The 23,632-nt window shown below is 40.5% G+C and carries 24 protein-coding genes and 1 pseudogene; 3 read left to right on the top strand and 22 right to left on the bottom strand.

Annotated features, from left to right (window positions below):
• Positions 1 to 139: 139 nt before the first annotated feature.
• The gene (locus BR73_RS27195; protein ID WP_051685020.1) at positions 140 to 2,173 is read right to left on the bottom strand and encodes a CotH kinase family protein; all 2,034 of its coding nucleotides are present in this window, start codon (positions 2,171 to 2,173) and stop codon (positions 140 to 142) included.
• 164 nt (positions 2,174 to 2,337) lie between these two features.
• Positions 2,338 to 3,561, bottom strand: a complete 1,224-nt coding sequence (locus BR73_RS0106805) for an FprA family A-type flavoprotein (protein ID WP_033164924.1) — start codon at positions 3,559 to 3,561, stop codon at positions 2,338 to 2,340.
• Between the two features lie 222 nt (positions 3,562 to 3,783).
• Between BR73_RS0106805 and BR73_RS0106800 the strand changes: the two genes are divergently transcribed.
• On the top strand, positions 3,784 to 4,044 hold the full coding sequence (locus tag BR73_RS0106800; RefSeq protein WP_033164923.1) for a thioredoxin family protein: 261 nt from the start codon (positions 3,784 to 3,786) through the stop codon (positions 4,042 to 4,044).
• A gap of 205 nt (positions 4,045 to 4,249) precedes the next feature.
• On the opposite strand, the gene BR73_RS0106795 is transcribed toward BR73_RS0106800, so the two are convergent.
• The 6 genes from BR73_RS0106795 to BR73_RS0106775 all read right to left on the bottom strand — a co-directional run bounded on the left by BR73_RS0106795 (position 4,250) and on the right by BR73_RS0106775 (position 8,095).
• Positions 4,250 to 4,927, bottom strand: a complete 678-nt coding sequence (locus tag BR73_RS0106795) for a Crp/Fnr family transcriptional regulator (protein ID WP_033164922.1) — start codon at positions 4,925 to 4,927, stop codon at positions 4,250 to 4,252.
• A gap of 142 nt (positions 4,928 to 5,069) precedes the next feature.
• Positions 5,070 to 5,453, bottom strand: a complete 384-nt coding sequence (locus BR73_RS0106790) for a desulfoferrodoxin family protein (protein ID WP_033164921.1) — start codon at positions 5,451 to 5,453, stop codon at positions 5,070 to 5,072.
• Between the two features lie 42 nt (positions 5,454 to 5,495).
• A complete protein-coding gene (rbr, locus tag BR73_RS0106785; RefSeq protein WP_033164920.1) occupies positions 5,496 to 6,035 on the bottom strand; it encodes a rubrerythrin in 540 nt (179 codons plus the stop codon).
• A 146-nt stretch (positions 6,036 to 6,181) separates the two neighbouring features.
• Positions 6,182 to 6,334: a rubredoxin gene (locus tag BR73_RS28185; protein ID WP_081848559.1), complete on the bottom strand. Its 153-nt coding sequence runs from the start codon at positions 6,332 to 6,334 to the stop codon at positions 6,182 to 6,184.
• Between the two features lie 133 nt (positions 6,335 to 6,467).
• A complete protein-coding gene (locus tag BR73_RS0106780; RefSeq protein ID WP_033164919.1) occupies positions 6,468 to 7,502 on the bottom strand; it encodes a 2-hydroxyacid dehydrogenase in 1,035 nt (344 codons plus the stop codon).
• A gap of 107 nt (positions 7,503 to 7,609) precedes the next feature.
• The gene (locus tag BR73_RS0106775) at positions 7,610 to 8,095 is read right to left on the bottom strand and encodes a methylglyoxal synthase (protein WP_033164918.1); all 486 of its coding nucleotides are present in this window, start codon (positions 8,093 to 8,095) and stop codon (positions 7,610 to 7,612) included.
• Positions 8,096 to 8,431: 336 nt separating this feature from the next.
• Here BR73_RS0106775 and BR73_RS0106770 point away from each other — a divergent pair, with 336 nt between their 5' ends.
• Positions 8,432 to 9,799, top strand: a complete 1,368-nt coding sequence (locus tag BR73_RS0106770; RefSeq protein WP_033164917.1) for a citrate/2-methylcitrate synthase — start codon at positions 8,432 to 8,434, stop codon at positions 9,797 to 9,799.
• 157 nt (positions 9,800 to 9,956) lie between these two features.
• Here BR73_RS0106770 and BR73_RS0106765 read toward each other — a convergent pair whose 3' ends face one another.
• The 6 genes from BR73_RS0106765 to BR73_RS0106740 all read right to left on the bottom strand — a co-directional run bounded on the left by BR73_RS0106765 (position 9,957) and on the right by BR73_RS0106740 (position 14,453).
• A complete protein-coding gene (locus tag BR73_RS0106765; protein WP_033164916.1) occupies positions 9,957 to 10,223 on the bottom strand; it encodes a GlsB/YeaQ/YmgE family stress response membrane protein in 267 nt (88 codons plus the stop codon).
• A 4-nt stretch (positions 10,224 to 10,227) separates the two neighbouring features.
• A complete protein-coding gene (locus tag BR73_RS0106760) occupies positions 10,228 to 10,440 on the bottom strand; it encodes a CsbD family protein (protein WP_033164915.1) in 213 nt (70 codons plus the stop codon).
• 241 nt (positions 10,441 to 10,681) lie between these two features.
• Positions 10,682 to 11,554 carry an amidohydrolase family protein gene (locus BR73_RS0106755; protein ID WP_033164914.1) on the bottom strand — a complete coding sequence of 291 codons (873 nt, stop codon included), beginning with the start codon at positions 11,552 to 11,554 and terminating at the stop codon, positions 10,682 to 10,684.
• The gene (locus tag BR73_RS0106750; protein ID WP_033164913.1) at positions 11,551 to 12,564 is read right to left on the bottom strand and encodes a zinc-binding alcohol dehydrogenase family protein; all 1,014 of its coding nucleotides are present in this window, start codon (positions 12,562 to 12,564) and stop codon (positions 11,551 to 11,553) included. Before BR73_RS0106750 ends, BR73_RS0106755 begins: the two co-directional genes overlap by 4 nt.
• A 177-nt stretch (positions 12,565 to 12,741) precedes the next feature.
• Positions 12,742 to 13,947, bottom strand: a complete 1,206-nt coding sequence (locus BR73_RS0106745; RefSeq protein ID WP_033164912.1) for a hypothetical protein — start codon at positions 13,945 to 13,947, stop codon at positions 12,742 to 12,744.
• Between the two features lie 62 nt (positions 13,948 to 14,009).
• Positions 14,010 to 14,453, bottom strand: a complete 444-nt coding sequence (locus tag BR73_RS0106740) for an RbsD/FucU domain-containing protein (protein ID WP_033164911.1) — start codon at positions 14,451 to 14,453, stop codon at positions 14,010 to 14,012.
• Positions 14,454 to 14,813: 360 nt separating this feature from the next.
• On the opposite strand from BR73_RS0106740, the gene BR73_RS0106735 reads away from it, so the two are divergent.
• The gene (locus BR73_RS0106735) at positions 14,814 to 15,674 is read left to right on the top strand and encodes an AraC family transcriptional regulator (protein ID WP_033164910.1); all 861 of its coding nucleotides are present in this window, start codon (positions 14,814 to 14,816) and stop codon (positions 15,672 to 15,674) included.
• 67 nt (positions 15,675 to 15,741) lie between these two features.
• On the opposite strand, the pseudogene BR73_RS0106730 reads toward BR73_RS0106735, so the two are convergent.
• The 8 genes and pseudogenes from BR73_RS0106730 to fabD all read right to left on the bottom strand — a co-directional run.
• A pseudogene (locus BR73_RS0106730) lies at positions 15,742 to 16,524 on the bottom strand (acetyl-CoA carboxylase carboxyltransferase subunit alpha); the annotation flags it as partial.
• A 113-nt stretch (positions 16,525 to 16,637) separates the two neighbouring features.
• Complete coding sequence (gene accD / locus BR73_RS0106725) at positions 16,638 to 17,537, bottom strand: acetyl-CoA carboxylase, carboxyltransferase subunit beta (RefSeq protein ID WP_033164908.1); 900 nt, start codon at positions 17,535 to 17,537, stop codon at positions 16,638 to 16,640.
• Positions 17,538 to 17,886: 349 nt separating this feature from the next.
• Entirely contained in the window at positions 17,887 to 19,416 is a 1,530-nt protein-coding gene (locus BR73_RS0106720; protein WP_081848558.1) for an acetyl-CoA carboxylase biotin carboxylase subunit, read from the bottom strand.
• Positions 19,417 to 19,429: 13 nt separating this feature from the next.
• Entirely contained in the window at positions 19,430 to 19,852 is a 423-nt protein-coding gene (gene fabZ / locus BR73_RS0106715) for a 3-hydroxyacyl-ACP dehydratase FabZ (RefSeq protein ID WP_033164907.1), read from the bottom strand.
• A 50-nt stretch (positions 19,853 to 19,902) separates the two neighbouring features.
• On the bottom strand, positions 19,903 to 20,325 hold the full coding sequence (gene accB / locus BR73_RS0106710; RefSeq protein WP_033164906.1) for an acetyl-CoA carboxylase biotin carboxyl carrier protein: 423 nt from the start codon (positions 20,323 to 20,325) through the stop codon (positions 19,903 to 19,905).
• Positions 20,326 to 20,591: 266 nt separating this feature from the next.
• A complete protein-coding gene (fabF, locus tag BR73_RS0106705; RefSeq protein WP_033167159.1) occupies positions 20,592 to 21,830 on the bottom strand; it encodes a beta-ketoacyl-ACP synthase II in 1,239 nt (412 codons plus the stop codon).
• A gap of 141 nt (positions 21,831 to 21,971) precedes the next feature.
• Positions 21,972 to 22,712, bottom strand: a complete 741-nt coding sequence (fabG, locus tag BR73_RS0106700) for a 3-oxoacyl-[acyl-carrier-protein] reductase (protein ID WP_033164905.1) — start codon at positions 22,710 to 22,712, stop codon at positions 21,972 to 21,974.
• Entirely contained in the window at positions 22,699 to 23,631 is a 933-nt protein-coding gene (gene fabD, locus BR73_RS0106695) for an ACP S-malonyltransferase (RefSeq protein ID WP_033164904.1), read from the bottom strand. Before fabD ends, fabG begins: the two co-directional genes overlap by 14 nt.
• Position 23,632 lies beyond the last annotated feature (1 nt).

Genomic DNA, 23,632 nt, shown 5'->3' with positions numbered 1-23,632 from the left:
GATCTTGGGAGGATCTGAATTAAAGGTTAAACACAGACAATTAAAGTGTTATACATAATAAAAATCCTAATCTTATACAGCTGGTAAACCACCGCTGGTATAAGGTTAGGATTTTACATTTAATAAATTTATTCCTACTTTAGTTTCCGCTGCTGTCACCGGAGAGTTCTGTCTGATTTCCTCCATTTGAGGGTTGGTTATTACCACCCATACCCCCTTGGAAACCATTCTGGCCTCTTCCGTTTTCCATTCCTCCCAGCTTGCTTAAATCAAGGCTATCCGAATTTACTAATGCATCGCTTCCAGACTGGGTATCCTGTGTAGAGGGAATACTGCCGTTTAACTGGCCGGTCACGCTCTCCCCACGCAGCTCTGCAAAGGTCTTTAACGCTGTTACTCCTTCTTTGAAGGCATCATAGCCATCAAAGGATGTAGTATCATTCTTTACATAGCTGTCAATGGAAGCAGTGAGCTGACCCACCTTTTCCTCAAATTTGCCAGAGGTAACATAATCCGCAAGCTCTGCCAGATATTTATGATACAGTTCCTTATATTCTTCATTCTGCAGTAAAAGTCCAATAATCGGTCTTTCTTCAGCGGTAACATTATTAAATACCATATCAATGGCATAGTTTACTGCTTCGGAGGAATTACTCATATTAAAGGTACCAAAGGATAGATTGTAATCCCAGGGCAGCATGCTTAGTATTCCATTATCTTCGTAGAGAACATAATTATGCCCCATATTAGAGAAGTAGCTGTCTAAATTAACCAGAAATACATTGACTGCCGCATAACGAAGTACTTCATCGACATTAATATAGTTTTCCAGCTCCTTCCCTTCACTGATACCTTTTAAGGAGGCAATTAATCTGGTGTAATCCGAATCATCAGCCTTTGTCAGAGCATTGTCAGTTATATTGGTATAATTGGTTATATCATCTCCATTATACACCAGGTCCACACCCAGACTGCCTCCGTTTTGACCGCCTTTTCCGCCTTCTTCACCATTCTGGCCTCCAAAGCCCGGTGCACCGTTCTGCCCGCCGCCTGCCGGCTGCATGTTCTGGTTCATACTTAAGGTATAGCTGCTTATGTCAAGGAGATTGCCGCTGTCGTCTTTCAATCCAGTAACATTTGAAAGCTCCATTGACATCAGTTCTCGGAAATCAAATGCGACGGAAGTTCCGTCTTTTAGTATCAATTCCGAAACACTTTGGCTGTTAAAGCCCTCTGTTAGCACCTGATTCCAGTCAACCGCTTTCCCGTCTTTATCTGCCAGTGCAAAGAGTGTTGTAATATCCATATTGGGACCACCGGCATTTGCCCGTCCCTGGTTCCCAACTGGGTTGCTTCCATCAGCCTGATTGCCCGTATCGGGTGCTGCTGCTGTATTGTCATTTCCTTCTGCACTACTACCCTCTGAGTTCTTACCGTCTGTCTTACTATTGTCATTATTTTCAGCGGGCAGATTTGCCGGGTCGAAATTACCGAAGTTCCCCATTCCTGCATTTCCTGCCATCTCAAAGCTTTCCGGTTTATAGGCTACACCCGAATTATCCTCACCGTAATTACGTGCGAAAAAACTATTATCCACATCCTCCAGTGCCAGATAGAAACCATAATGTTCATCATTTACATAAATATCAGCAAAAGTATGCAGGGAACTTGGTACCTCCATATACTGAAAGAGTTCGTAAGACATATATTCCTTCAAATATGTGGAATCTCCGAAGATATTATTAAGTACCAGCTTATCAAGTCCGTAGCAGTTCTGATTGTCTACATACTTGTCAAAGTTAATCTTAAGGCTGTAACGGTCACTGTCTGTGGCAGCCACCTGGGAGAGGGAGGTATTTCCTTTTGTCTTAATACCAACATCCTTATAGGTAACCCCATCTATGGTCACGTCTGCTTCTATATACTCCTTCGCTTCTGCATTCTCCATAAGACCGGACCAGTCATCGGTATCCGCAGTAATCTTAATTGTTATAACATCCTTACCAAATAATTTGGAGGCGTATTCACTGCCTGAACTGATTCCTTCAGTCGTGTTACTGTCTGTTTCCGTTTTGGAATTATCCAAAGACTGCTCCTTTTTTCCTTTTGTGCAACCAGTAACTGCCACAGCTATTACCAGGAACAGTACAAGTGCAAATCGTCTCTTTCTCATTCAAACAATACCTCATTTCCTTTCTATTGATATCGATAGTTTGATAAATCTTATAAAGAAAGGATACAGAATTTGTATGTTCATTATGTGAAAGTAGTGTGAATTATTGAAGTACATCATTCACACACAAAAAAAGATGCCATTTAGGCACCTTTTTTTATCTATCAACCTTTTACAGCTTCCTTCACCTGTTTAACAAGTTCCTTCAGCTGTATCTCTATTTTCTTAAAGTCTTCCTTGGCGGGAATTCCCTTAAACTCAACAGGCTCTAAGAACTCCCAGCCCATATTCAGTCTGGTGTTGATTTCTGCAAGCTCTCTCTCCGCACCGCCTGACCAGCCATAGGAACCAAATCGGAAGGCTTTACGATTTAAGGTCTTCTTCTTTCCAAGCTCTTCAAGGACTGCACTCATAGGTGGAAACATCTTAAATTCATAGGTAGGCATTGCAAGTACAATACCCGTAGAAGTCCAGGCAGAGGTGAGTACTGTACCCCAGGAATCTTCCGGTACTCTGTGAACATGAACCGTTATGTCCTCCCCTTCCAGAACCTTTAGGGCCTCCTTAACTGCAGTTTCAGTCATACCGTACATGGAACCCCAGATAAAGGTTATCTCTTCCCTTGCAGGTCCTTTCTGGTAATCTGCATAGGCGTCATAAGCATCCATAACTGCTTTTGTATTCTTCCAGCAGAGTCCATGTCCCGGAGCTATCAGCTTAAGAGGCAGATTGGCAACTTTCTTTATGGCAGTTTTTACCTGAGGAGAGAAAAAGGATACAATATTGGAATAATACCTTATGGTCTCCTTCTCATATTCTTTTAATTCTGCTTCACTGAATTCTTCGGCATAAATTCTTCCTTCATATTTACCAAAGGAACCAAAAGCATCACAGGAAAATAATACACCTGTTAACTGATCAAAGGTTCCAATTGTATCCGGCCAGTGTACATTAGGAATTTCCGCAAACTGAAGAACATGTCCTTCACCGAGATCAAAAGTATCATTATCACCTACTACAGTGACATTATCTGTAAGCCCATAAAATGCAGTCAGCAGTTCTTTTCCTTTTTTGGAGCAAAGAATCTGAAAATCGCTGTTTATCTTCTTAAAGGACTCAATCCAGCCGGAATGATCAGGTTCTACATGGTTTACTACGAGATATTTTATGGAAGCAGGGTCTATCTCCAGCTCTTTTAACAGGGAGAATAAATTCTCAGGCACTCCATCCCAACCGCATACTCCATCTACTAGGGCTGTTTTTTCACCTTTTATTATATATGAATTTAAAGTTACTCCTTTGGGTATATCCCATAAGCCTTCAAATAAGATATTTTCCACATCAACCGACAATTGATAGGTTCCTGCAGCTATCTCTGTTGTTTTCATTTTTCGTCCTCCTTAAATATTCCTAGAAACATTTTAGCCGTAAACTCTCTGATAGTCAACTAAAAACCTCTTTATTGGTAAGACTGTCCCACGAACAGACTGCATCTGCGTATTTACACTCAACCTAAAAGGTGCTATAGTGTTTGTATATATATTATTAAATTGCATACAACTAATTATACATATATTACTTGAACAAATCAACGAAAGAAGGAAAATTCCATGAAAAACATAATTATGTTCGAAACCAGCTGGTGTCCATACTGCCTCAGGGCTCGCGGATTTATAGAAGAACTGCTGCAAGATAATCCAGCTTACAAAGATATACAGATACAGTATATTGATGAAGAGCTTCATCCTGATATTGCAACGCAATATGATTATTACTATGTTCCAACCTTTTACGTGGATTCCATAAAGATTCATGAAGGTGCTGTAACGAAAGATTCAGTAGAGTCAGTATTTACAGAAGCCTTGTCTTAAAAGAAGGCTTCTAGATTTTATTGATATATCAATGAGTATTTACTTTAGATGTTTTTTACAGGTTTCAGCAGAAAAAAAGTAAAATGGGAATATTAATAAATATCACCATTTTACTTTTTTTGTCCCTGCTATTCCTCTATTTATTTGTATGCCACATTATTGATATTTGTGATACCTTACTACCTTACGAAAAACCTTCATAAACCTATGGTATCAGTTCTCTTAATTTCTTTTTATCAACGACCTTAACTCCTCCGCGGTAGAGTTCCACTATTCCTTCCCCTGCAAAGTATTTCATCATACGGGATACTACTTCCCTGGCACTTCCTATATATTTTGCGATCTGTTCATGGGTCAGTTCGATGTTATCAGAGCCGCTTCTTGATGCTTCATCCAGGAGGAAGATTGCAAGTCTTTTATCAAAGCTCATAAACAGAATTTGCTCCATAGCCCACATAACTTCTGAGAAAGCTTCAATTATAAGTCTGTTGGTGAAATTGTCAGCGTAAATATTCTGCACACATATCTGCTGATAGGCTGCAGCGTCCACAAGCAGTACTTCGCTGTCACTTTCCGCATCTATATGCACATCAAAGGTTATGTTCTCCAGGATACAGGAGGCAGACAATATACAGATATTATCATCTCTCAAGCGGAATAATGTAACTTCTTTTCCCTCTTCCGACAGGATATAGACCCTTAACTCTCCCTTTTTAATCAACAGGATTCCGATACAGTCATTGCTTCCGCTGTGAATTTTTGCTCCCTTTTCATATCTGACAGGAACGGTACTGTTTAATAAACGGTTTTTTTGTCCTTCAGACAGGTCCTCCCAAAATCCCAGGGAGTGGGTAATGTAGTTTATATCCTGCTCATTTACCATAGCTACCTCATTTCTAAGAATCCCTATACCTGCATTTACTGCTGCCGGTAAAATCCTGTTTACATTATACTACTGTTTATTATATAAAATACCGGCCTTTTCGTAAACCACGAAAAGGCCGGTTATCTGTTTGGAAATCTTCTTACAGTACAGTTTTCCAGAGTCCATGAAGATTACAGTATTCATAAGCTGCTACCGGTTCTTCATCCGTCAGGTTAAATACAGCCTTAGGCTTTTCACCAGGCTCTAAGAAACGTGCAAGAATACCTTTTGTGGTCTCAAGATATACCCATTGTATGTAGTGCTCCTCTGTCATGGGATGCTCTACACTTCCAATACAGACAGTTACGGTATTGCCATCCTTTTCTACTACCGGAAGGTGTTTCTCTGTAGCTGCTTCTGTGGTATTGGCAACCAGCTCATCCATTTTATCTCCGCAGCATGTTAAAGGTGCTCCAGACTCGTAAAAAAATGTTACGATGTTTCCGCAATGTTTACATTTATAAAATCTAGCTTCTTTCTTCATAATATCCTGCCTTTCCGTGCCCTTGGCACCTATCAGATATGATTAATAATTTGTTGCGAGAACACGGAAGTATGCCTGTGGATGGTCACATACAGGACATTTCTCCGGTGCTTTCTTTCCAACGTGTATATGTCCGCAGTTAGCGCATTGCCAAACAGTATCACCATCTTTGGAGAATACAACGCCCTCTTCCAAGTTCTTTAAGAGCTTTCTGTATCTTTCCTCATGTTCTTTTTCGATTTTGGCAACACCTGCAAACAGCCTTGCAATCTGGTCAAAACCTTCCTCTTTTGCTACTTTAGCAAATTCGTCATACATCTGGGTCCATTCGTAATTCTCTCCGGCGGCAGCATCAGCAAGGTTGGTTAATGTATCCGGCATACCGTCATGAAGTAGTTTAAACCATAGTTTTGCATGCTCTTTTTCATTATTTGCAGTTTCAAGAAAAAGTTCTGCTATCTGCTCATAACCTTCTTTTTTCGCTTTTGAAGCATAATATGTATATTTGTTTCTCGCTTCGGATTCTCCCGCAAAAGCTGCCTTTAAATTAGCTTCTGTTTGTGTGCCTTTTAACTCTTTCATCTTAGCTTTATCCTCCACTTTCCGTTTCTTGCAGAATCAGAATTAACAGCTGATTCCCGCTTCTCATTGATTTGATTTGGTATGCACATCGAAAAAAGAGCACGCACTTATAGTAAGCATGAGCTCTTTTTTTATGTCAACTTCAATTAAATCTGTGTAAATGAATCTTTGCTTAATCCGCAAACTGGGCATACCCAATCCTCAGGTATATCCTCCCATGCTGTGCCGGGTGCAATACCGCCATCTGGATCGCCTGTCTCTGGATCATAAATATAACCGCAAGGGCATTCGTATTTCATGTAAAACACCTCCTTAAAGTAGTATTTTTTCTTTATTCTGTTGTTTCGTCAGAGAATAATATGGTATATTATCCTTCATCTAACATCTTATAAAGCAGTTAAATTATAGCATAAAATGAAATTGATTACAACCTTAAAAGCATCGGTTCTTATCAGTTTTCTCACAATTATTTAATTTAATACACTGATAACAGATTTCATTTGCAAGACCTGCATTGTCAGAATAATCCTTTATATTCTGAAGGGTGATCTCAGCAATTTTATTCAGTGCTTCCCTGGTAAGAAATGCCTGATGGGAGGTCACGATTACATTTGGCATTGATATCAACCCTGAAAGGATATCATCTTTTATAATCTCTCCGGATAAATCCTCATAGAAGAACTCCGTTTCTTCTTCGTAAACATCCAGAACTGCTCCGCCAACCTGCTCTTCCTTAATAGCATTCAGTAAAGCTTCGCTATCAATAAGGGCACCTCTTGAAGTATTGATAATATAGATACCTTTCTTCATCTGTTGTATCGTATCTTTATTGATCATATGCTTCGTTTCTTTCGTAAGAGGGCAATGGAGTGATATCAGATCTGATTCCCTGCATAGTTCATCTAAGTCCACATAATTAATACCTGCATCTTTCACAGGGTATGGATCATAGGCAAGCACCTTCATACCAAAACCTTTACAGATATCAATGAATACACGGCCAATCTTACCGGTACCTATGACTCCCATGGTTTTTCCATACAGATCAAAACCAGTAAGACCATTTAAACTGAAGTTATGCTCTTTGGTTCTGTTATAGGCTCTGTGTATCTTACGGTTCAGGGTCAGGAGCAGTGCCATTGCATGCTCTGCAACTGCATATGGTGAATAAGCAGGTACCCTGACTACGTGAATCTTATTATAAGCCGCTTTAAAGTCTATGTTGTTATAGCCTGCGCACCTCATTGCTATTAGCCTTACACCTTCATTATAGAGAATATCTATGGTCTTTGCATCAATGGTATCATTTACAAAAGCAACTACCACTTCATAACCTCTTGCCATAATGGCTGTAGCTGCATTCAGCTTCGGTTCAAAATAATCAATTTCAAATCCAAACTTGTCCTTAAACATATCAAAATAAATCTTATCATAGGGCTTTGTATCAAAAAAACAAATTCTGCTCATTCTGCACCATGCCTTTCTGTATTATCAGACAGTTTCATTGTTACCAATTTCTAAGGTAGCATACATACAAAATCACAAAACCCATAACATGTTTTCTGTTAACGGACTTATTGCGGAGCAGAGAATTTTTCAATTCTCTCCTTCATTGTTTTATTAAAATTCTCAACCTTTCTGTCGTACTCTTCTTCCATCAGGGAAGACGCAAGCAAAAAGTCAGCCGTTGCCAGATTATTGGCTATGGGAATATCATAAACCACAGCAATACGTAATAATGCCTTGACATCAGGATCATGAGGCTGAGATTCTAAAGGATCCCATAAAAAGATTACAAAATCAATTCCTCCCTCTACGATTCTTGAGCCAATCTGCTGGTCACCTCCTAAAGGTCCGCTGTTGTAGCCCTTAACGGGAAGACCGGTCTGCTCAGAGATAAGTCTTGCCGTTGTACCGGTTCCGCATAAAAAATGACTCTTTAGTATATCCTTATGTCTATCTGCCCATTTCACCAATTCCTGTTTCTTACCGTCATGAGCGATCAATGCAATATGCTTTTTCTTACCTATTTTAAAATAAATAAAATCATCAAGTAACATTATGCCTCCTGTTCCTTCTCTAGCCTTTATTTGTTATGTATATTCTTGCCAGTAAAGTATTTATTATTACACTTCTATCATACTTGCTTTACCAGAAAAATGCAACGCAAATATGCACCTGGACCTTCCATTCTATTACTATATAAAACCCACAGAAAAATGTATAATTATAAGCACTCTTTTTGTATTTTTATCCTTATTACTTGTAGAATGCTCATTTTTATGTTAAACTATATACTATATCGTTTTGCAGGAAAAGTAATTTTGATTAAATAATACTAATAAATGCAAAATAATACATAGTATTACAAAAAATATACCCCAAAGGAGGCTGTTATGAGTAATATGAACATTTCCAGTATTACACCGGAGATTCTGGCGCTATCAGAGCTTTGTGCCAAAAATAGTGTGATTGATTCCTCTCTTTACACCAAATACCAGGTAAAAAGAGGTCTTAGGGATGTCAGTGGAGCGGGAGTTTTAACCGGTCTAACAGAAATAGCGGAAGTCCGTTCCCACTTAATTGTCGACTCCGAATACATTCCCTGCGAAGGACAGCTTTTTTACAGGGGTATCGATGTAAAACAGATCGTTCAGGGTTTTATTGAAGATAATCGTTTTGGTTTTGAAGAGGTTACCTATCTGCTATTATTCGGCAAGCTCCCAAGTGTCGAAGAATTGACGAATTTCAAGGTATTATTAGGTGAATACCGTTCGCTTCCAACCTCCTTCGTAAGAGATATTATTATGAAAGCTCCCAGTAAGGATATGATGAATACATTGGCAAGAAGTGTCCTGACGCTGTATTCCTATGATGATCTGGCGGATGATATTACACTGCCTAATGTATTAAGGCAATCCCTGCAGCTGATATCCTTATTCCCTTTGTTATCCGTTTACGGTTATCAGGCTTACAGTCATTACCATGACGGACAGAGCCTGGTTATACATACTCCGGATCCTAATCTTTCAACTGCCGAATTAATCCTGCATCTATTAAGACCTGATAGTAAATATACCCCTCTGGAAGCTAAAATTCTTGATGTTGCCCTTGTTCTCCATGCAGAACACGGCGGCGGTAACAACTCTACTTTCACCACCCATGTAGTAACCTCTACAGGTACGGATACTTATTCCTCCGTGGCAGCTTCTTTGGGCTCTTTAAAAGGTCCTAAACATGGCGGTGCCAATATTAAAGTTATCCAAATGTTCGAGGATATGAAAAATGTCATCAAGGATTGGGATGACGAAGATGAGGTACGTGCGTATCTGGCTGCCCTACTTCAAAAAAATGCCTTTGATAAATCAGGCCTTATTTATGGTATGGGCCACGCGGTATATTCAATTTCTGATCCAAGAGCCGAAATCTTTAAAGGCTTTGTTGAAAAATTATCCGTTGAAAAAGGACGTGCCAAAGAGTTCAAACTCTATAATATGGTGGAAACTCTTGCTCCGGAAGTAATTGCGAAAGAGCGTCAGATATATAAAGGTGTCAGTGCCAATGTGGACTTCTACAGCGGTTTTGTATACAGTATGTTAGATCTGCCTCTTGAATTATATACTCCTATCTTTGCTATCGCCAGAATATCCGGCTGGAGTGCTCACAGAATGGAGGAGCTCATTAATGCAGGTAAGATTATTCGTCCTGCCTATAAGAATGTAGCAAAGGTAAAACCTTATTCTAAACTGAAAGATCGTACCTGATCTTCCTGTGAAAGCATAGAACCGTTTTTGCCAGGAGTTGTGATTTGCAGCTTGAAGCAACTCCTTAGGTGTTACGCAGTAAAACAAATTGATAAACCCTGTTACAAGTTGAGGCTGCTGCAATTCTGCAACAGCCTCATTTTCCAACATATTCAGGTTAATCCTTCTGTTTAAATAATCCGATAATAAAGAGCAGTATAACTGCACCAACGACGGATACGATAAAACTCCAGATGTTTAAGCCTGTTGCAGGTCCCCAACCAAAAATACCTGCCAGCCATCCGCCGATAAATGCACCCACTATACCTACAAGGATATTCATACCGACACCCATCTGGCTGTCTTTCTTCATAATCTTACTGGCTATCCAACCAGAAATACCTCCAAGAATTAACCAAACAATAATATTAGTAATCTCCGGCATCTTATTACCATCCTCTCTCGTTTTTTATTTTGTCAATGATTTTGTTTGCTTTTCCGGCAGCTTTTTCTTTTATTTCTTCCCCTTTTTGGCTGATATCACTGCCCACCTGCTGCAGCTTACCTTTTAGCTCCATCTGGTCTGAGTTAACTGCTTTTCCGGCAACCTCTTTGACCTTTCCTGATATATGATTGATCTGGTTATTAAATTTATTGTCCATAATAACACCTCTTTTCTGAATATCCTGAATTATAGAACATTCGTTAATCAGTAGTTTAGATATTAAAATTTACTTACCTACTCCACTTTATTTTAGTATGTTAAAAGAACATGTAAAAAATACTGGGAATAAGAGTTATAAAATATTATGGCTGGCAATTTTTTTGCAGCTTCAATTATTTTTATCAGGAAATTAAATTTATTCGAGGAGTCCCATTGCATTTATGAAATAATTGTCTTTTTTAGTCTTCCACCATATTTTTAACTTTTTCTATCATTTTAATTTCATTGAAACCATAAAATTTCATTGCATTTGTTTCAAGAAACATTCTTTTATCCTCTTCTGTAAGCAATTTGGATTTTGTCACAAAGTCCAGGCTCATAAGGTAGGTAACAGCTGTCATGGTTCTGGGATAATCACTCCCCCACATCAGCTTATCCATACCGCAGATTTCTCCGGCTGTCAGTATAGCATATACTGCAGATTCATAAGGATAAAACTCCTTATGGAACAACCAGGTAATACCTCCGCTTTCTATATAGACATTCGGATATCTGGCAAGCTTTATCTGTTCTTCCCAACCCTTAACAGTAACCATACCAAAATGTCCGATGGCTATTTTAAGCTTTGGGAAGCTTTGAACCAATTCCTCCAGAATCTTTGCTTGAGAACTCCCTTCTGCCAGATCAATGGAGATAAACAGGTTTTCTTTTTCCGCTTTTTGAAATACAGGACTGCACGAATACAAATTGCGGCTTAAACGTCCCCCACATATTTTGATACCATCAAATCCTTTTACGCCATAGTTATCTTTCTCTTCATAAAGAGAACAAATCTTAAAACGTTCCGGATAGTCTGACTTTACCGCAAGGAGATACTCATCCTGATTTCCATCGATGTATTCCTGTGTTATAACACTGCCCCCCACTCCTGCGTAATCCATGTTAGCTAAAAAGGCTTGTGCAGTATTCCTTCCGTCATACAGATAAGGCGGCAGCATTTGCCGTAGTTCACCTCCAAAGTCACTACGGCCTCCCATGAGGCCCACAACAGGCTTACCATTGACATTTCCCTGTTGCTTAATCCAAAGGTGTGCATGTGCATCGATTATCATAATTCTACCAATACCTTTTCCAGAGACCCGTCATTTTCTGCAAGTGCTTTAAAGGCTGTATCTGCCTGGTCTATCGGATAAATACAGCTTACCATCTTCATAATATCCACCTTACCGGAGGCCACAATGTCAATCAGCTCTATAAAATCCTCTGCAAAGGAATTCCTGCTGCCAAAGATATTTAATTCCTTTTTTAGAAGGATTGAATGCAGGAAGGTGGTTTCCTTCTTACCGTTTCCGATTAAAATGATGCTCCCTCCAAAGGCAGCACAGTCTATGCAATTTAAGAAGGTTGCAGAAAGCCCGCAGGCTTCTATGCATACATCAAAGCCTCCTCCTTTTGTTATTCTGTCCGTCTCCTCCTTCAGGGAGGAGGTAATCGTATTTATGATTCCGTCAGCTCCGAATTCCTTCCCTTTCTCAAGCCTGCCATCCAGAATATCTGCTATATAAACTTCTGCACCTTTGAGTTTGGCGGATATCAGGGCAAAAAGACCGATTGGTCCGGCACCAACTACCAAAACCTTGTCAGTAGGTTTTATGGCAGTTCTTGCTACCGCATGGTAACCAATGCTAAAGGGTTCAATTAAGGCTAATTCCTTTGCAGAAAGTCCTTTACCGGGATAAATCCGTTCTATCGGCATAGTGATAAACTGACTGAAACTTCCGTCCCGTTGTACCCCCATTGTCTGGTTATCCATACAGCAGTTAACAAGACCTCTCTCACAAGAATAACAGCTATTACAGTTAAAATATGGATTAGCCGTTACTACATCTCCTGCTTTCAGTCCTTTATCATTTTCCGGAATGCTTATAATCTCCGCGCTGAATTCATGCCCGGGAATTCTGGGATAAGTTGTAAAGGGCTGATTTCCCGTATAGCTTGCAACATCTGCACCGCAGATACCGCAGTATAGAATTTTAAGCAGAGCTTCTCCCGCTTTCGCTTCAGGTTTTTTTGTTTCAACAATCTTAATATTATAAGGTTCAGAAATCAGTACCGTTTTCATAAATTAAGTCCTTTCTTTTTTAGGTAGGCAATATTACAGAAGTTCCTCCCTCGTATTTCCCTGTGAGTAATTATTTCTTGTCAGTATTTATTTTCCTGTTAATATTTATTTTCCTTGTCAATATTTATTTCCTTGTCAATATTTATTTCCTTGTCAGTATTTATTTTCTTTCATGACCTAACGGTTTTTGTCAATATATTTCTCATTCCAAATAACTGCTGTTTTCATGGGAGATTCCTTACTGTAAATTTTCTCACGGTAGGCCTTTATGGGATCGGCAGTGAACTCTTCCTTCTCTATGATACTGACGATTTCATCATATCTGCTCTCTGCCAATATCTGAATGGCCTTCTCCATGTGATCCTGCCTGAAATTAATAGAGCCGAATATCAGATGATTTTCAAAACCAAAAGGCATTGTTTTAAAAGAAATCTCTGGTCCAAGAGAAAAGCTGTTAAAAACCCCATTACAACCCAGCACTTTATGTTCAAAAGCAATCTTATGCTCTAATTCACTTCCACTGACTCCTATAAATGTGGTAGCTCTGCCACCTGCAGCTGCTATTATGGCAGCCGCTAATTCCTCCGGTGTGCCAAAGTTGTTCTGTACATACAGTCCGCCGGCCTGTTCTATGGCAAATTGAACCTTCTGAGAATCTCCGGCACTTCGGCCTACAAAGATAATTTTTGCATTTTTATGATTTCTTCTGATTAAATCGGCAATAAACATTCCGGTTGTACCCAGACCAAATATAACGGTCCTGTCAAATATTGCTTCCGCAGCATAGCTTCGGGCTTCTGTTTCGCTGCATTTTCTCCGCGCCATTTCTACCCGAAAATTATGAGCGCTGCCTAAGTCCTCCATTCTTTCCAACTGGAATACCATGCAGGCATAAGGATCCGGGAATACCATTTTCTTTGCAAAGGAAAGGTCCAGCTTACCATCCCTTACGTACCCCTCCGGTATGGGCAGCAGCATATCCGGATGGAAATAATTCCGGTCACTGAATAATCCGTCTGCCTGGTCACAGCCATACTCGAAATAAGTTTCCTCTTCCGTATAGCGGGTGGGATCATAGCTGTCCCCGCCACGGATTAAAACGATTGCAAACCTTTCCTGGGAAGGTACCCACACCACGCCTTCATGGCCATTAATGAGCCTGTTGGTCCCCTCCGGGAATTTACTGCTCAGAAGACCTTCTTTTCCCATTCTCATCAGTTCGTTATCTGTTCCGCAAAAACCTACGATTACAGGTTCGGCCAGAATACCTTCCTTTTCTTCTTCTCCCCTGAGCCTCTTACGCGGCGGATTTTTTATCTCCACTTCACCATATACCAAGGGTGCTGTTTCACTGTTCTGAAAATATGTTGCTTTTACCAGCATAAAGTTCTTTACCTCCTGTAACATGAAATTAGTCTGATTGCTTTATCATAAGGCCGTATTACTTATTCGGGTAAGATTACACCTTTTTGCAGCATCACATTGGCATATAATGCTGTTTCTCCCGTTGCAATGATTGCATATGCGGTTTTAGCCTCCTCATAGAACCGGAAACGTTCCGTATATTCGATTATTGCGTCTCCTCTGGTATCATGTTTTTTTAGTATTTCCTTATAGGTATCCCAAATTGGAGTCTCGACTCTGTCTCCCTGTACAACCTCCATAAGCTTGACCGGATGCTCCGTATAGCTATCCAGTGGAAACAGGCTTAACACTGCTTCCAGAATCTCAGGAATACCGTGACCATCACAACGTATTACAATACCCTTCTTTCCCATAGATTCAGCCGGGAAATTCCCGTCTGCTATGACCACTCTGTCACTGTGCCCCATCTCACAAAGTACTTTTAGAAGCTCAGGTGATAAAATAGCCGGTATGCCTTTTAACATAATACCTCCTCCTTATTCGTAAACCCTTAATGGTAACTGTATACCTCTTAATCTTACCTCAGACGACCTGCCTATATAAGGTCTTTACCTGACAATTCACAAGTGGTTATGTCGTGTTAGCGCATATAGACTTGTTGACTAACCTGCTTCTATTCGTTAGAATAGAGATGATACATCATTCCAGTACTGATTTGCATAAATTTCGCCTAATGTGCCTGATATTTCCATTGAGGCAAAGAGAAGGAATGAGGAGTGATACTACAACAATTCACAATAACACAGAATCCCGTAAATAACAGGTGCCTGAATTAAGTGAAATTTAAACAAGGGAGCACTAGTTCTGATCAGAAAGGATACTGTATGAAGCTCTATTATGATACCGTTAATATTACTTTTTCCATGGAACAGTACAGGATTTCCTCTCTTCATTTTGTATACGAGCAATTTCTGCGTTCCATTCCCTGTCACAGCCATAGTGATAACAGCTACGAGATTCATTATATTTCCCACGGTAAAGGAAAAGTCAAAATCAATGGAGTTCTTTACCCTATTGTACCCAACACTTTGTATATTACAGGCCCTCATGTGGAACATGAGCAAATCCCCGATGCACAGGATCCCATGTTTGAATATTGTATATATCTGAAAACAGAAAAATTAAGCAAAAGAAAACAACAAAAAAAAGCTGACAATTACATGCAGCTTTTTTTAGAAACAACATTTTGGTTTGGCCAGGACAGTCAGAATATCCATTCCCTGATGCAGCAAATATTTTTTGAATTGGAGAAAAAATATGACGGTTACCACAAACTGGTAGAAACTCTTTTGCAGCAGCTTATTATTAAGATGACCAGAAATTATGTACGTATTCCAATGAATCAGGAAAAGACTATCCCCTTTGATCTGGGTTATGGAAAATTCCTTATAATAGAAGAATACTTCTTATACGAATATAAGAATCTCTCTTTAAATATTTTATCGGAACTCCTAGGCTTAGGTCCAAGACAGACAGAACGCCTCTTAAAGAAACACTACGGTAAATCCTTTCTTCAGAAAAAAACAGAAGCCAGAATGTCTGCCGCATTAATCTTTCTTTTGGATCCGAATAAGCGTATTACTGATATTGCTCTGGATATCGGTTATTCCTCTTCCGAACATTTTTCCAATGCATTTAAAAGATATTTTGGCATGACTGCCAGAGAATACCGTAAAAAATGCTGAAGACCTTGTTTTCCGGAGGAAGAAAATATCTCCTTCCCCTTTTAACAATCTTCAGCACCATAAGCGGCTACATGTTTCTAAATCTTTCATAACGCTGCCGCGTTATTTCGTCAGTGTCTTTCTTTTTATAGGAATCTATAAAGGATAGAATCTCAGTCCTTAAGGAATCTGCCACACAGCATAAACTCTCCAATTTTAAAGGCTCTTCTTCCGGAATAATCCGTTCGATAATGCGAAGCTCCAGGAGATCTTTTGCCGTTATCTTCATAACCTCTGCTGCTTCCGCTGCTTTCCTGCTGTCTTTCCATAGTATGGAGGCAAAACCCTCCGGTGATAGTATGGAATATATCGCATTCTCCATCATCCATACTTCATTTGCAACTGCTAAGGCAAGGGCTCCTCCGCTGCCTCCTTCACCGATGATAATACTTAGAACAGGTACCTTAAGTCCGGACATTTCAAAGAGATTTCTGGCTATTGCTTCTCCCTGCCCTCTTTCTTCTGCTTCTATTCCCGGATAGGCTCCAGGAGTATCTACAAAGCAGATTACCGGCCTGTTAAATTTTTCTGCCTGCTTCATCAGTCTTAAGGCTTTACGGTATCCTGAAGGATTAGCCATTCCGTAATTGCGCCTTGCATTTTCTTTGAGATTACGGCCCTTCTGAAGACCGATAACCGTTACATATTCCCCGTCTATCACAGCAATTCCTCCGATGACCGCACCGTCATCTTTCCCTTGTCTGTCACCGTGGAGCTCCGTAAATTTATTAAAGATACCGCTTATAAAATCCAGGCTGGTAGGTCTGTTTATTCCTCTTGCTATTTCAACACGTTCCCACGCTGTTAATTCTGCCGGCATATTACCTCCCATCTGTGTACTTTAGCGTGCACTTTTTCGTTATCACAGGAATTTCTTAATAATATTCGAAACATGCACTCTATACACATTCTGAATAACAAAATCTATTCATCTGTTTTGCTGTCTATACCTGCATCCTGGCTTTTTACCAATAGTGATAAGGTCTGTCTTAACTTATTACGTTTTACCACTTTGTCAACAAAACCGTGCTCCAGTAAAAATTCAGCACTCTGAAAACCTTCAGGCAATTTCTGTCCTATGGTCTGTTCAATTACTCTTGGTCCTGCAAATCCAATTAAGGCACCTGGTTCAGCAAGTATAATATCACCTAACATTGCAAAACTTGCCATTACACCGCCGGTGGTTGGATCTGTCAGTACCGGTATATATAATAATCCTGCCTCATCATGCTTCTTGATTGCCTGTGCCGTTTTCGCCATCTGCATCAGGGATACAATTCCCTCCTGCATTCTGGCTCCTCCTGAGCAACAGAACAATACTACCGGAAGCCGTCTTTCTGTTGCCTTTTCCACAAGACGGGTAATCTTCTCCCCTACGGTCTCTCCCATACTTCCCATCAAAAATGCAGAGGCCATGACACCAATTGCGACCCTTGTGCCATCAATGTTACCCTCGCCTGTTATTACTGCATCTTCGAGTCCGGTTGCCATACGAAGGTGATTCAATTTATCCTGATATCCGGGAAAATTCAAAGGATCGCTTACCGGAAGATTCACATCCCATTCCTCAAAACTTCCCTTATCCAGTATCATACTAAGTCTTGCCCTGGGACTGATACGGAAATAACCGCCGCAGACAGGACAGATAAAATAATTTTGGATGACATCCTCCAGATAAACAATTTCACCGCATTTATCGCATTTGTCAAAGAGGCCTTCGGGAATCTGTGCATCATAGATGGAATCTTTTATTTTCTGTCCCTGGTTCAGGAGTTTTTGCTCCGTACCAGCTGATATATTTTTCTTAAACATTTCCTTAAGCATGGAACTCCCCTCTGTGTGCCTGGCACACTACAAACCGGGATGCTGAAAAACCATTTGTTTTCAGTCTAACCTCTGTTCAAATCTAAAAATACAAATTAGTTCCCACTTCATTACACCTCTGCCTGCAGATGTGGCACTGCTTCAGATAGGATGCAAATTATACTTTTAGTAACTCACACTAACACCTATTCGCGCCTTGACGCACTTCAGTCAAAAGTGGAATTACTTTCTAATTACCACACTAACTCCCACTGTGTGCTTTATCTTCTGCAGATGGCACTACAACAAAGAGTGTAAATTAATTAAATTATCCAGTAGTTCAGCTATATATTTATAAGATACAGCTATCTTATATCGCTTCCGGCATTTCTTTGACTTCCGGAATTCCCCTGTCTTCTTGCATATCCCTGTCTTCTTGCATATCCCTGTCTTCTTGCATATCCCTGTCTTTTGACATATCCCTGTCTTTTTGCATTTCCTTGTCTTTTGACATATCCTTGTCTTTTAGCTTATCTTTGTCGTTCTGCATTTCCTTGGTTTCCATCAACAGTCTTTCCACAAATCCTGTGTCAGTATTACCATCCTTAAAGTCCTCGTGATTTATCAGCATATACTGGAAATCGAGGTTGGTAATTATCCCTTCAATGACAAGCTCCCCTAATACACCTCTCATTTTACGTATTGCCTTCTCTCTGTCCGTATCATGAACCATGAGCTTTACAATAAGAGAGTCGTATGCTGACGGTATTTTATACCCGGCATAAAGGGCAGAATCAATGCGGACACCGTTACCACCGGGAAAATGAAGGGAGGTTACTGTTCCGGGACAGGGCATGAAACCTTTTAAAGGGTTTTCTGCATTAATTCTGCATTCAATGGCGTGACCGTTCATTTTTATATCAGCCTGTGTCAGATTTAAAGTCTTACCTTCTGCAATACCTATCTGCTCTTTGATCAGGTCAATTCCCGTTACCAGCTCGGTAATCCCATGTTCCACCTGTATTCTTGTATTCATCTCTATAAAATAAAAATTATTCTCTTTATCCAGAATAAATTCAATTGTCCCGGCATTCTGATAACCTGCTGCTTTGGCAGCTTTTACTGCTGCTTCTCCCATTGCTTCCCGTATCTCAGGGGGCATACGATAAGCCGGTGCTTCTTCTATGAGTTTCTGATGTCTTCTCTGCAGAGAGCAATCCCTTTCTCCCAGATGAATGACATTGCCGTAATTATCTGCTAATATCTGAAATTCAATGTGCCTTGCACTTTCAATATATTTTTCTATATACAGGGTATCATCGCCAAAGGCATTCTTTGCTTCCTGCCCGGCAGTCTCAAAAAGCTTCACAAATTCTTCTTCCGCCCGAACGATACGCATTCCCTTGCCACCGCCGCCGGCACTGGCTTTTACAATAACCGGATAACCGATTTCATTTGCTATCTTAAGACCTTCCTCGGAGGAAGCCACTGCTTCTTTGGTTCCCGGTACTACCGGAACACCTGCCTCCATCATAGTCTTTCTGGCTTCGGATTTGTTTCCCATCTTATCAATGACCTCACCGGTGGGACCAATGAATGTAATTCCGCATTTTTTGCAAAGATCAGAAAATCTCGCATTCTCAGAAAGGAATCCAAAACCCGGATGTATGGCATCTGCTCCTGCTGCACAGGCTGCGCTTATGATTCTGTCCATCTTTAAATAACTGTCTTTTGAGGATACCGGCCCGATGCAGATGGTTTCATCTGCCAATTGGGCATGAAGGGCTTCCTTATCAATATCCGAGCATATAGCTACGGAAGCAATTCCAAGTTCTCTGCAGGCACGAATTATTCGTACTGCGATTTCTCCTCTGTTGGCAATTAGTATCTTATTAATCATAGCTCCCTCTTTTCTAGCCGAGGACAAAAATAAGTTCTGCTTCTGCAAATACCTTCTCTTCGTTAAAGGCCTTCGCTGTGGCAATCCCTATATTTCCTTTCCTTTTTATCAGCTCAACTTCCATTGTGAGAACATCTCCCGGAAAAACTTTGTTGCGAAACCTCGCTTTATTAATACCTCCAAATAAAGCATTCTTACCCTTATTTTCTTCAATGGAAAGACAGATTACCGCACCAACCTGTGCCAGTGCTTCTATGATAAGCACTCCCGGCATTACCGGTTCTTCCGGAAAATGACCTTCAAAATAAGGTTCATTGTAGGAAACACATTTCTTACCCACAGCACGCTTTCCAGGATCTAGTTCCAGAATCCTGTCTACCATTAAAAAAGGACTTCTCTGAGGTATGATTTTCTTAATTTCATTAATATCCAACATATATTAACCTTTCCCTATCCTGCACTTATCAGGCCCTAATCAGCTTATACCTACAGAGGTCTGATATAGATCAACGGCTGTCCGTATTCCACCATATCCTTGTTATTTGCAACTATCTTATCAACGGTTCCATCGTATTCTGATTCAATTTCATTCATTAGTTTCATGGCTTCAATGATACCAACAGCCTGCCCCTTCTTAACCCTGTCGCCTACTTGAACATAGGGTTCACTGTTCTGGGATTTCGCCGTATAAAAGGTACCCACCATGGGGGATTTTATAACTAACAGGTTTTCCTCTGTTTCAGAAGCACTATCCTCCTTTACCGGATGAATAACCTTCGTCAGGACTTCTCCTGCCTCTTTCTGGATGCATTCCAGTTCCAGTGACACCTCTCCGTCTTTGTAACGGAAGGCTGTTAAATTACTGGAAGAGACAGCTTTTATTAATTGAAGAATTTCTTCCTGTTTCACTTCTAATCCTCCTTTTCTTACATAAGTTATATACCGGCTGCTCTTATAGGTTTAAAATGTATTATTCACTGGTATTTTATACCTTTAGGTGTCCAGAAACTCTTGTATTCTTTTGAATACTGGTGCAAGCCTCTTTTAGACTTACCTGATATCTTGCAGCAATTGAGTTCGCTTATATAAATTTCGTTACTCCAAAAATTCGTTATTTTAAAGATTCGTTATTTTAAAGATTTGTTATTTTAAGGATTTGTTATTTTAAGGATTTATTACTCTGTGAATTTCTTAACCAGTAAGCTTCCGTTATGACCGCCAAAGCCCAGGGAATTGGAGATTGCATAATTTATTACTCTGTCGGTTACAGGAGTCTTCACGTAATTTAAGTCCAGTTCCTCGTCGGGATTCTCATATCCTACCGTTGCATGAACATAATTCTCCATAACGGATTTTACACATACGATGAACTCTACAGCTCCTGCTGCACCCAGCAAATGTCCGGTCATTGACTTGGTAGAATTCACAAGGAGATTATAGGCATGGTCTTTAAAGGCCATCTTTATGGATCTGGTTTCAAACAAATCATTATGGTGGGTGCTGGTTCCGTGAGCATTGACATAATCAACTTCCTCCGGTGCTATTCCTGCTTCTTTTACAGCTGTAAGCATGGCTCTTGCTGCACCTTCTCCGTCTTCGGAAGGAGAAGTAATATGAAAAGCATCACAGGTTGCACCGTAGCCGGCTATTTCAGCCAATATGGTTGCTCCTCTCTCCACCGCATGTTCATAGGATTCCAGTACTACGATGCCTGCTCCTTCACCCATAACAAAACCGCTTCTGTCCTTATCAAAAGGGATGGAGGCTCTCTTAGGATCTGTCTCAGTGGTCATGGCTGTCAGTGCGGAAAACCCTGCCACACCAATAGGGCTTATAGCAGCTTCCGTGCCGCCTGCTATCATGACATCTGCTTCGTCACACTGTATATAACGAACTGCATCACCAATGGAATGAGTACCGGTTGCACAAGCCGTAACCACATTGGTGCATTTACCCTTCAGTCCGTATTGGATTGCCACATTACCAGCTGCCATATTAGAAATCATTAAGGGTACCAGCAAAGGAGCGACTCTCTTAGGTCCTTTCTCTACAAGCTTGGAATGCTCTCTTTCAACTGCCTGGAGGCTTCCGATACCAGAACCTACGCAAACACCGACTCTGGTTACATCTTCTTTTGTTAAGTCCAGCCCTGAATTTTTAATAGCTTCACCGGCTGCAGCTACAGCAAACTGGCAGAAGCTTTCCATACGTTTGGCAGTCTTGGCTTCCATATAGTCTTCCGGCTTAAAGTCGTTGATCTGTGCAGCCAGCTTTACCTTATATTCTGTGGTATCAAAGTAAGTAATCGGTGCAAAGGGGACCTTCTGTTCTTTTATACTTTTCCAAAAATCTTCTATATTATTACCAATAGGTGTAATAACTCCTAATCCGGTAACTACTACTCGTTTTTTCATATTCATATCCATGCCTTTCTAACAACCTGCAAATTTTATCACAGGTACCAAGTTACATGTGTAAAATCATACATTTCACACCAATTTTCATGTCTCCTTATTTTCATGTTTTCCTCAACATGACTTAATTGTGCCGAAGCTCTATATACCCATACCACCGTCAACAGACAATACCTGCCCCGTGATATAAGAAGCCTTATCAGATGCCAGAAATACCACTGCTTCTGCAATGTCCTCTCCTTCACCGAATCTTTTTAAAGGAATTGTTTCAAGGGCTTTTGCTTTGATTTCCTCTTTTAAATGTACCGTCATATCCGTATTGATATACCCTGGTGCAATCGCATTTACGTTAATGTTCCTGGAGGACAGCTCTCTTGCCAGGGTTTTGGTCATTCCGATTACACCGGCTTTTGCTGCACTGTAATTAACCTGCCCCGGATTACCGTGAATACCGGAGATAGAGGAGATATTTACAATCTTTCCGTATCTTTGTTTTAACATCATTCGGGAGGCATGTTTTAAGCAGTAAAATACGCCTTTTAAATTCGTATCAATAACCTGATTATATTCCTCATCCGTCATTTTAAGGATAAGATTATCTCTGGTGATACCTGCATTGTTTACCAGGATATCCAGTCTTTTCACGTTTTCTGCAATCCAGGCAAACATTCTTTCCACATCGGAGGAACTGGCTACATCCCCCTGAAGCAGATAGGCCCTGCCTCCGTTATTTTTAATGATTTCTTCTGTTTCCTTTGCAGCCTCTAATGAACCGCAGTAATTTATAATAACAGTAGCACCGTTTTTCGCCAGAGCAACTGCTATTGCTCTACCGATACCTCTGCTTCCACCGGTAACTAATGCTGTTTTACCCTCTAGCATGAATAACCTCCTTAAGCTTCTCAAGATCCTGTGTTTTCTCTATATTGATAACGGAAACATTCTTGTCAATTTTTCTTATGAATGCTGACAGAGTCTTTCCGGGACCGATTTCTACAAACAGATCCACCCCTGCTGCCAATAAAGTCCTGACGCTGTCTTCCCATCTTACAGAGGAATACACCTGTCTTGATAAACTCTCTCTGATACCTTCTGCCTCTGTTACAGGCTTTCCATCTACATTTGCCACATAGGGAATTACAGGCTTTGATACAGTAATGGAGTAAAGTTCTTGAAGAAGCTTATCCCCTGCCCCTTTTAACATAGGGGAGTGAAAGGGTCCGCTGACATTTAGCGGAATAACTCTTTTTGCTCCTGCTGCCGATAATTTCCCGGAAGCAGCACTTACCGCTTCTTTCTCTCCCGAAATTACAATCTGTCCCGGACAATTATAATTAGCGACTACTGCTATGCCATCAACTTCTGTCAGAACCTTCTCTATGGTTTCACCGTCAAGCCCAAGCACAGCAGCCATACCGCCTAGACCTTCCGGTACAGCAGTTTCCATTAACTCTCCTCTGATCTTGACCAGTTTAATTCCTTCTTCAAAGGATAGGACACCTGAAGCTATAACTGCCGGATATTCTCCCAGGCTTAAACCTGCAAAGTAATCAGGCGTCAGCCCCAATTCCCTTACTCCCTCATAAATGGCTAAACAGGTGACAGCCATTGCCGGCTGCGTATACCTGGTAATTGATAATTTTGTATTTTCTTCAAAGCACAGCTCCTTGATGTTCATGGAAAGGAGCTCTTCTGCTTTGTCATAAAGTTCTTTTGAGGTGCTGTAAGTATCGTAAAAATCCTTTCCCATGCCTGCGTATTGAGCGCCTTGACCTGGGAAAATAAACGCTGTTTTTCCCATA

Source organism: Clostridium sp. KNHs205 (genome assembly GCF_000702945.1).
Taxonomy (GTDB): Bacteria; Bacillota; Clostridia; order Lachnospirales; family Lachnospiraceae; genus Anaerocolumna.
Note: the sequence above shows the minus strand (reverse complement) of the source record. Positions and strands in the feature narration are given on the sequence as shown.

What these genes read in the sequence shown, in the direction of transcription:
- BR73_RS28185 (WP_081848559.1), bottom strand. Translation starts at nt 6,334, where the DNA reads ATGAAATACGAATGCCCTTGCGGTTATATTTATGATCCAGAGACAGGC.
- fabG (WP_033164905.1), bottom strand. Translation starts at nt 22,712, where the DNA reads ATGCTAGAGGGTAAAACAGCATTAGTTACCGGTGGAAGCAGAGGTATC.
- BR73_RS0106760 (WP_033164915.1), bottom strand. Translation starts at nt 10,440, where the DNA reads ATGGACAATAAATTTAATAACCAGATCAATCATATATCAGGAAAGGTC.
- fabD (WP_033164904.1), bottom strand. Translation starts at nt 23,631, where the DNA reads ATGGGAAAAACAGCGTTTATTTTCCCAGGTCAAGGCGCTCAATACGCA.
- BR73_RS0106775 (WP_033164918.1), bottom strand. Translation starts at nt 8,095, where the DNA reads ATGTTACTTGATGATTTTATTTATTTTAAAATAGGTAAGAAAAAGCAT.
- BR73_RS0106720 (WP_081848558.1), bottom strand. Translation starts at nt 19,416, where the DNA reads ATGATTAATAAGATACTAATTGCCAACAGAGGAGAAATCGCAGTACGA.
- BR73_RS0106740 (WP_033164911.1), bottom strand. Translation starts at nt 14,453, where the DNA reads ATGTTAAAAGGCATACCGGCTATTTTATCACCTGAGCTTCTAAAAGTA.
- BR73_RS0106770 (WP_033164917.1), top strand. Translation starts at nt 8,432, where the DNA reads ATGAGTAATATGAACATTTCCAGTATTACACCGGAGATTCTGGCGCTA.
- BR73_RS0106800 (WP_033164923.1), top strand. Translation starts at nt 3,784, where the DNA reads ATGAAAAACATAATTATGTTCGAAACCAGCTGGTGTCCATACTGCCTC.
- BR73_RS0106805 (WP_033164924.1), bottom strand. Translation starts at nt 3,561, where the DNA reads ATGAAAACAACAGAGATAGCTGCAGGAACCTATCAATTGTCGGTTGAT.
- fabZ (WP_033164907.1), bottom strand. Translation starts at nt 19,852, where the DNA reads ATGTTGGATATTAATGAAATTAAGAAAATCATACCTCAGAGAAGTCCT.
- BR73_RS0106780 (WP_033164919.1), bottom strand. Translation starts at nt 7,502, where the DNA reads ATGAGCAGAATTTGTTTTTTTGATACAAAGCCCTATGATAAGATTTAT.
- BR73_RS0106795 (WP_033164922.1), bottom strand. Translation starts at nt 4,927, where the DNA reads ATGGTAAATGAGCAGGATATAAACTACATTACCCACTCCCTGGGATTT.
- BR73_RS0106765 (WP_033164916.1), bottom strand. Translation starts at nt 10,223, where the DNA reads ATGCCGGAGATTACTAATATTATTGTTTGGTTAATTCTTGGAGGTATT.
- BR73_RS27195 (WP_051685020.1), bottom strand. Translation starts at nt 2,173, where the DNA reads ATGAGAAAGAGACGATTTGCACTTGTACTGTTCCTGGTAATAGCTGTG.
- BR73_RS0106735 (WP_033164910.1), top strand. Translation starts at nt 14,814, where the DNA reads ATGAAGCTCTATTATGATACCGTTAATATTACTTTTTCCATGGAACAG.
- rbr (WP_033164920.1), bottom strand. Translation starts at nt 6,035, where the DNA reads ATGAAAGAGTTAAAAGGCACACAAACAGAAGCTAATTTAAAGGCAGCT.
- accD (WP_033164908.1), bottom strand. Translation starts at nt 17,537, where the DNA reads ATGCTTAAGGAAATGTTTAAGAAAAATATATCAGCTGGTACGGAGCAA.
- BR73_RS0106755 (WP_033164914.1), bottom strand. Translation starts at nt 11,554, where the DNA reads ATGATAATCGATGCACATGCACACCTTTGGATTAAGCAACAGGGAAAT.
- fabF (WP_033167159.1), bottom strand. Translation starts at nt 21,830, where the DNA reads ATGAAAAAACGAGTAGTAGTTACCGGATTAGGAGTTATTACACCTATT.
- BR73_RS0106750 (WP_033164913.1), bottom strand. Translation starts at nt 12,564, where the DNA reads ATGAAAACGGTACTGATTTCTGAACCTTATAATATTAAGATTGTTGAA.
- BR73_RS0106790 (WP_033164921.1), bottom strand. Translation starts at nt 5,453, where the DNA reads ATGAAGAAAGAAGCTAGATTTTATAAATGTAAACATTGCGGAAACATC.
- BR73_RS0106745 (WP_033164912.1), bottom strand. Translation starts at nt 13,947, where the DNA reads ATGCTGGTAAAAGCAACATATTTTCAGAACAGTGAAACAGCACCCTTG.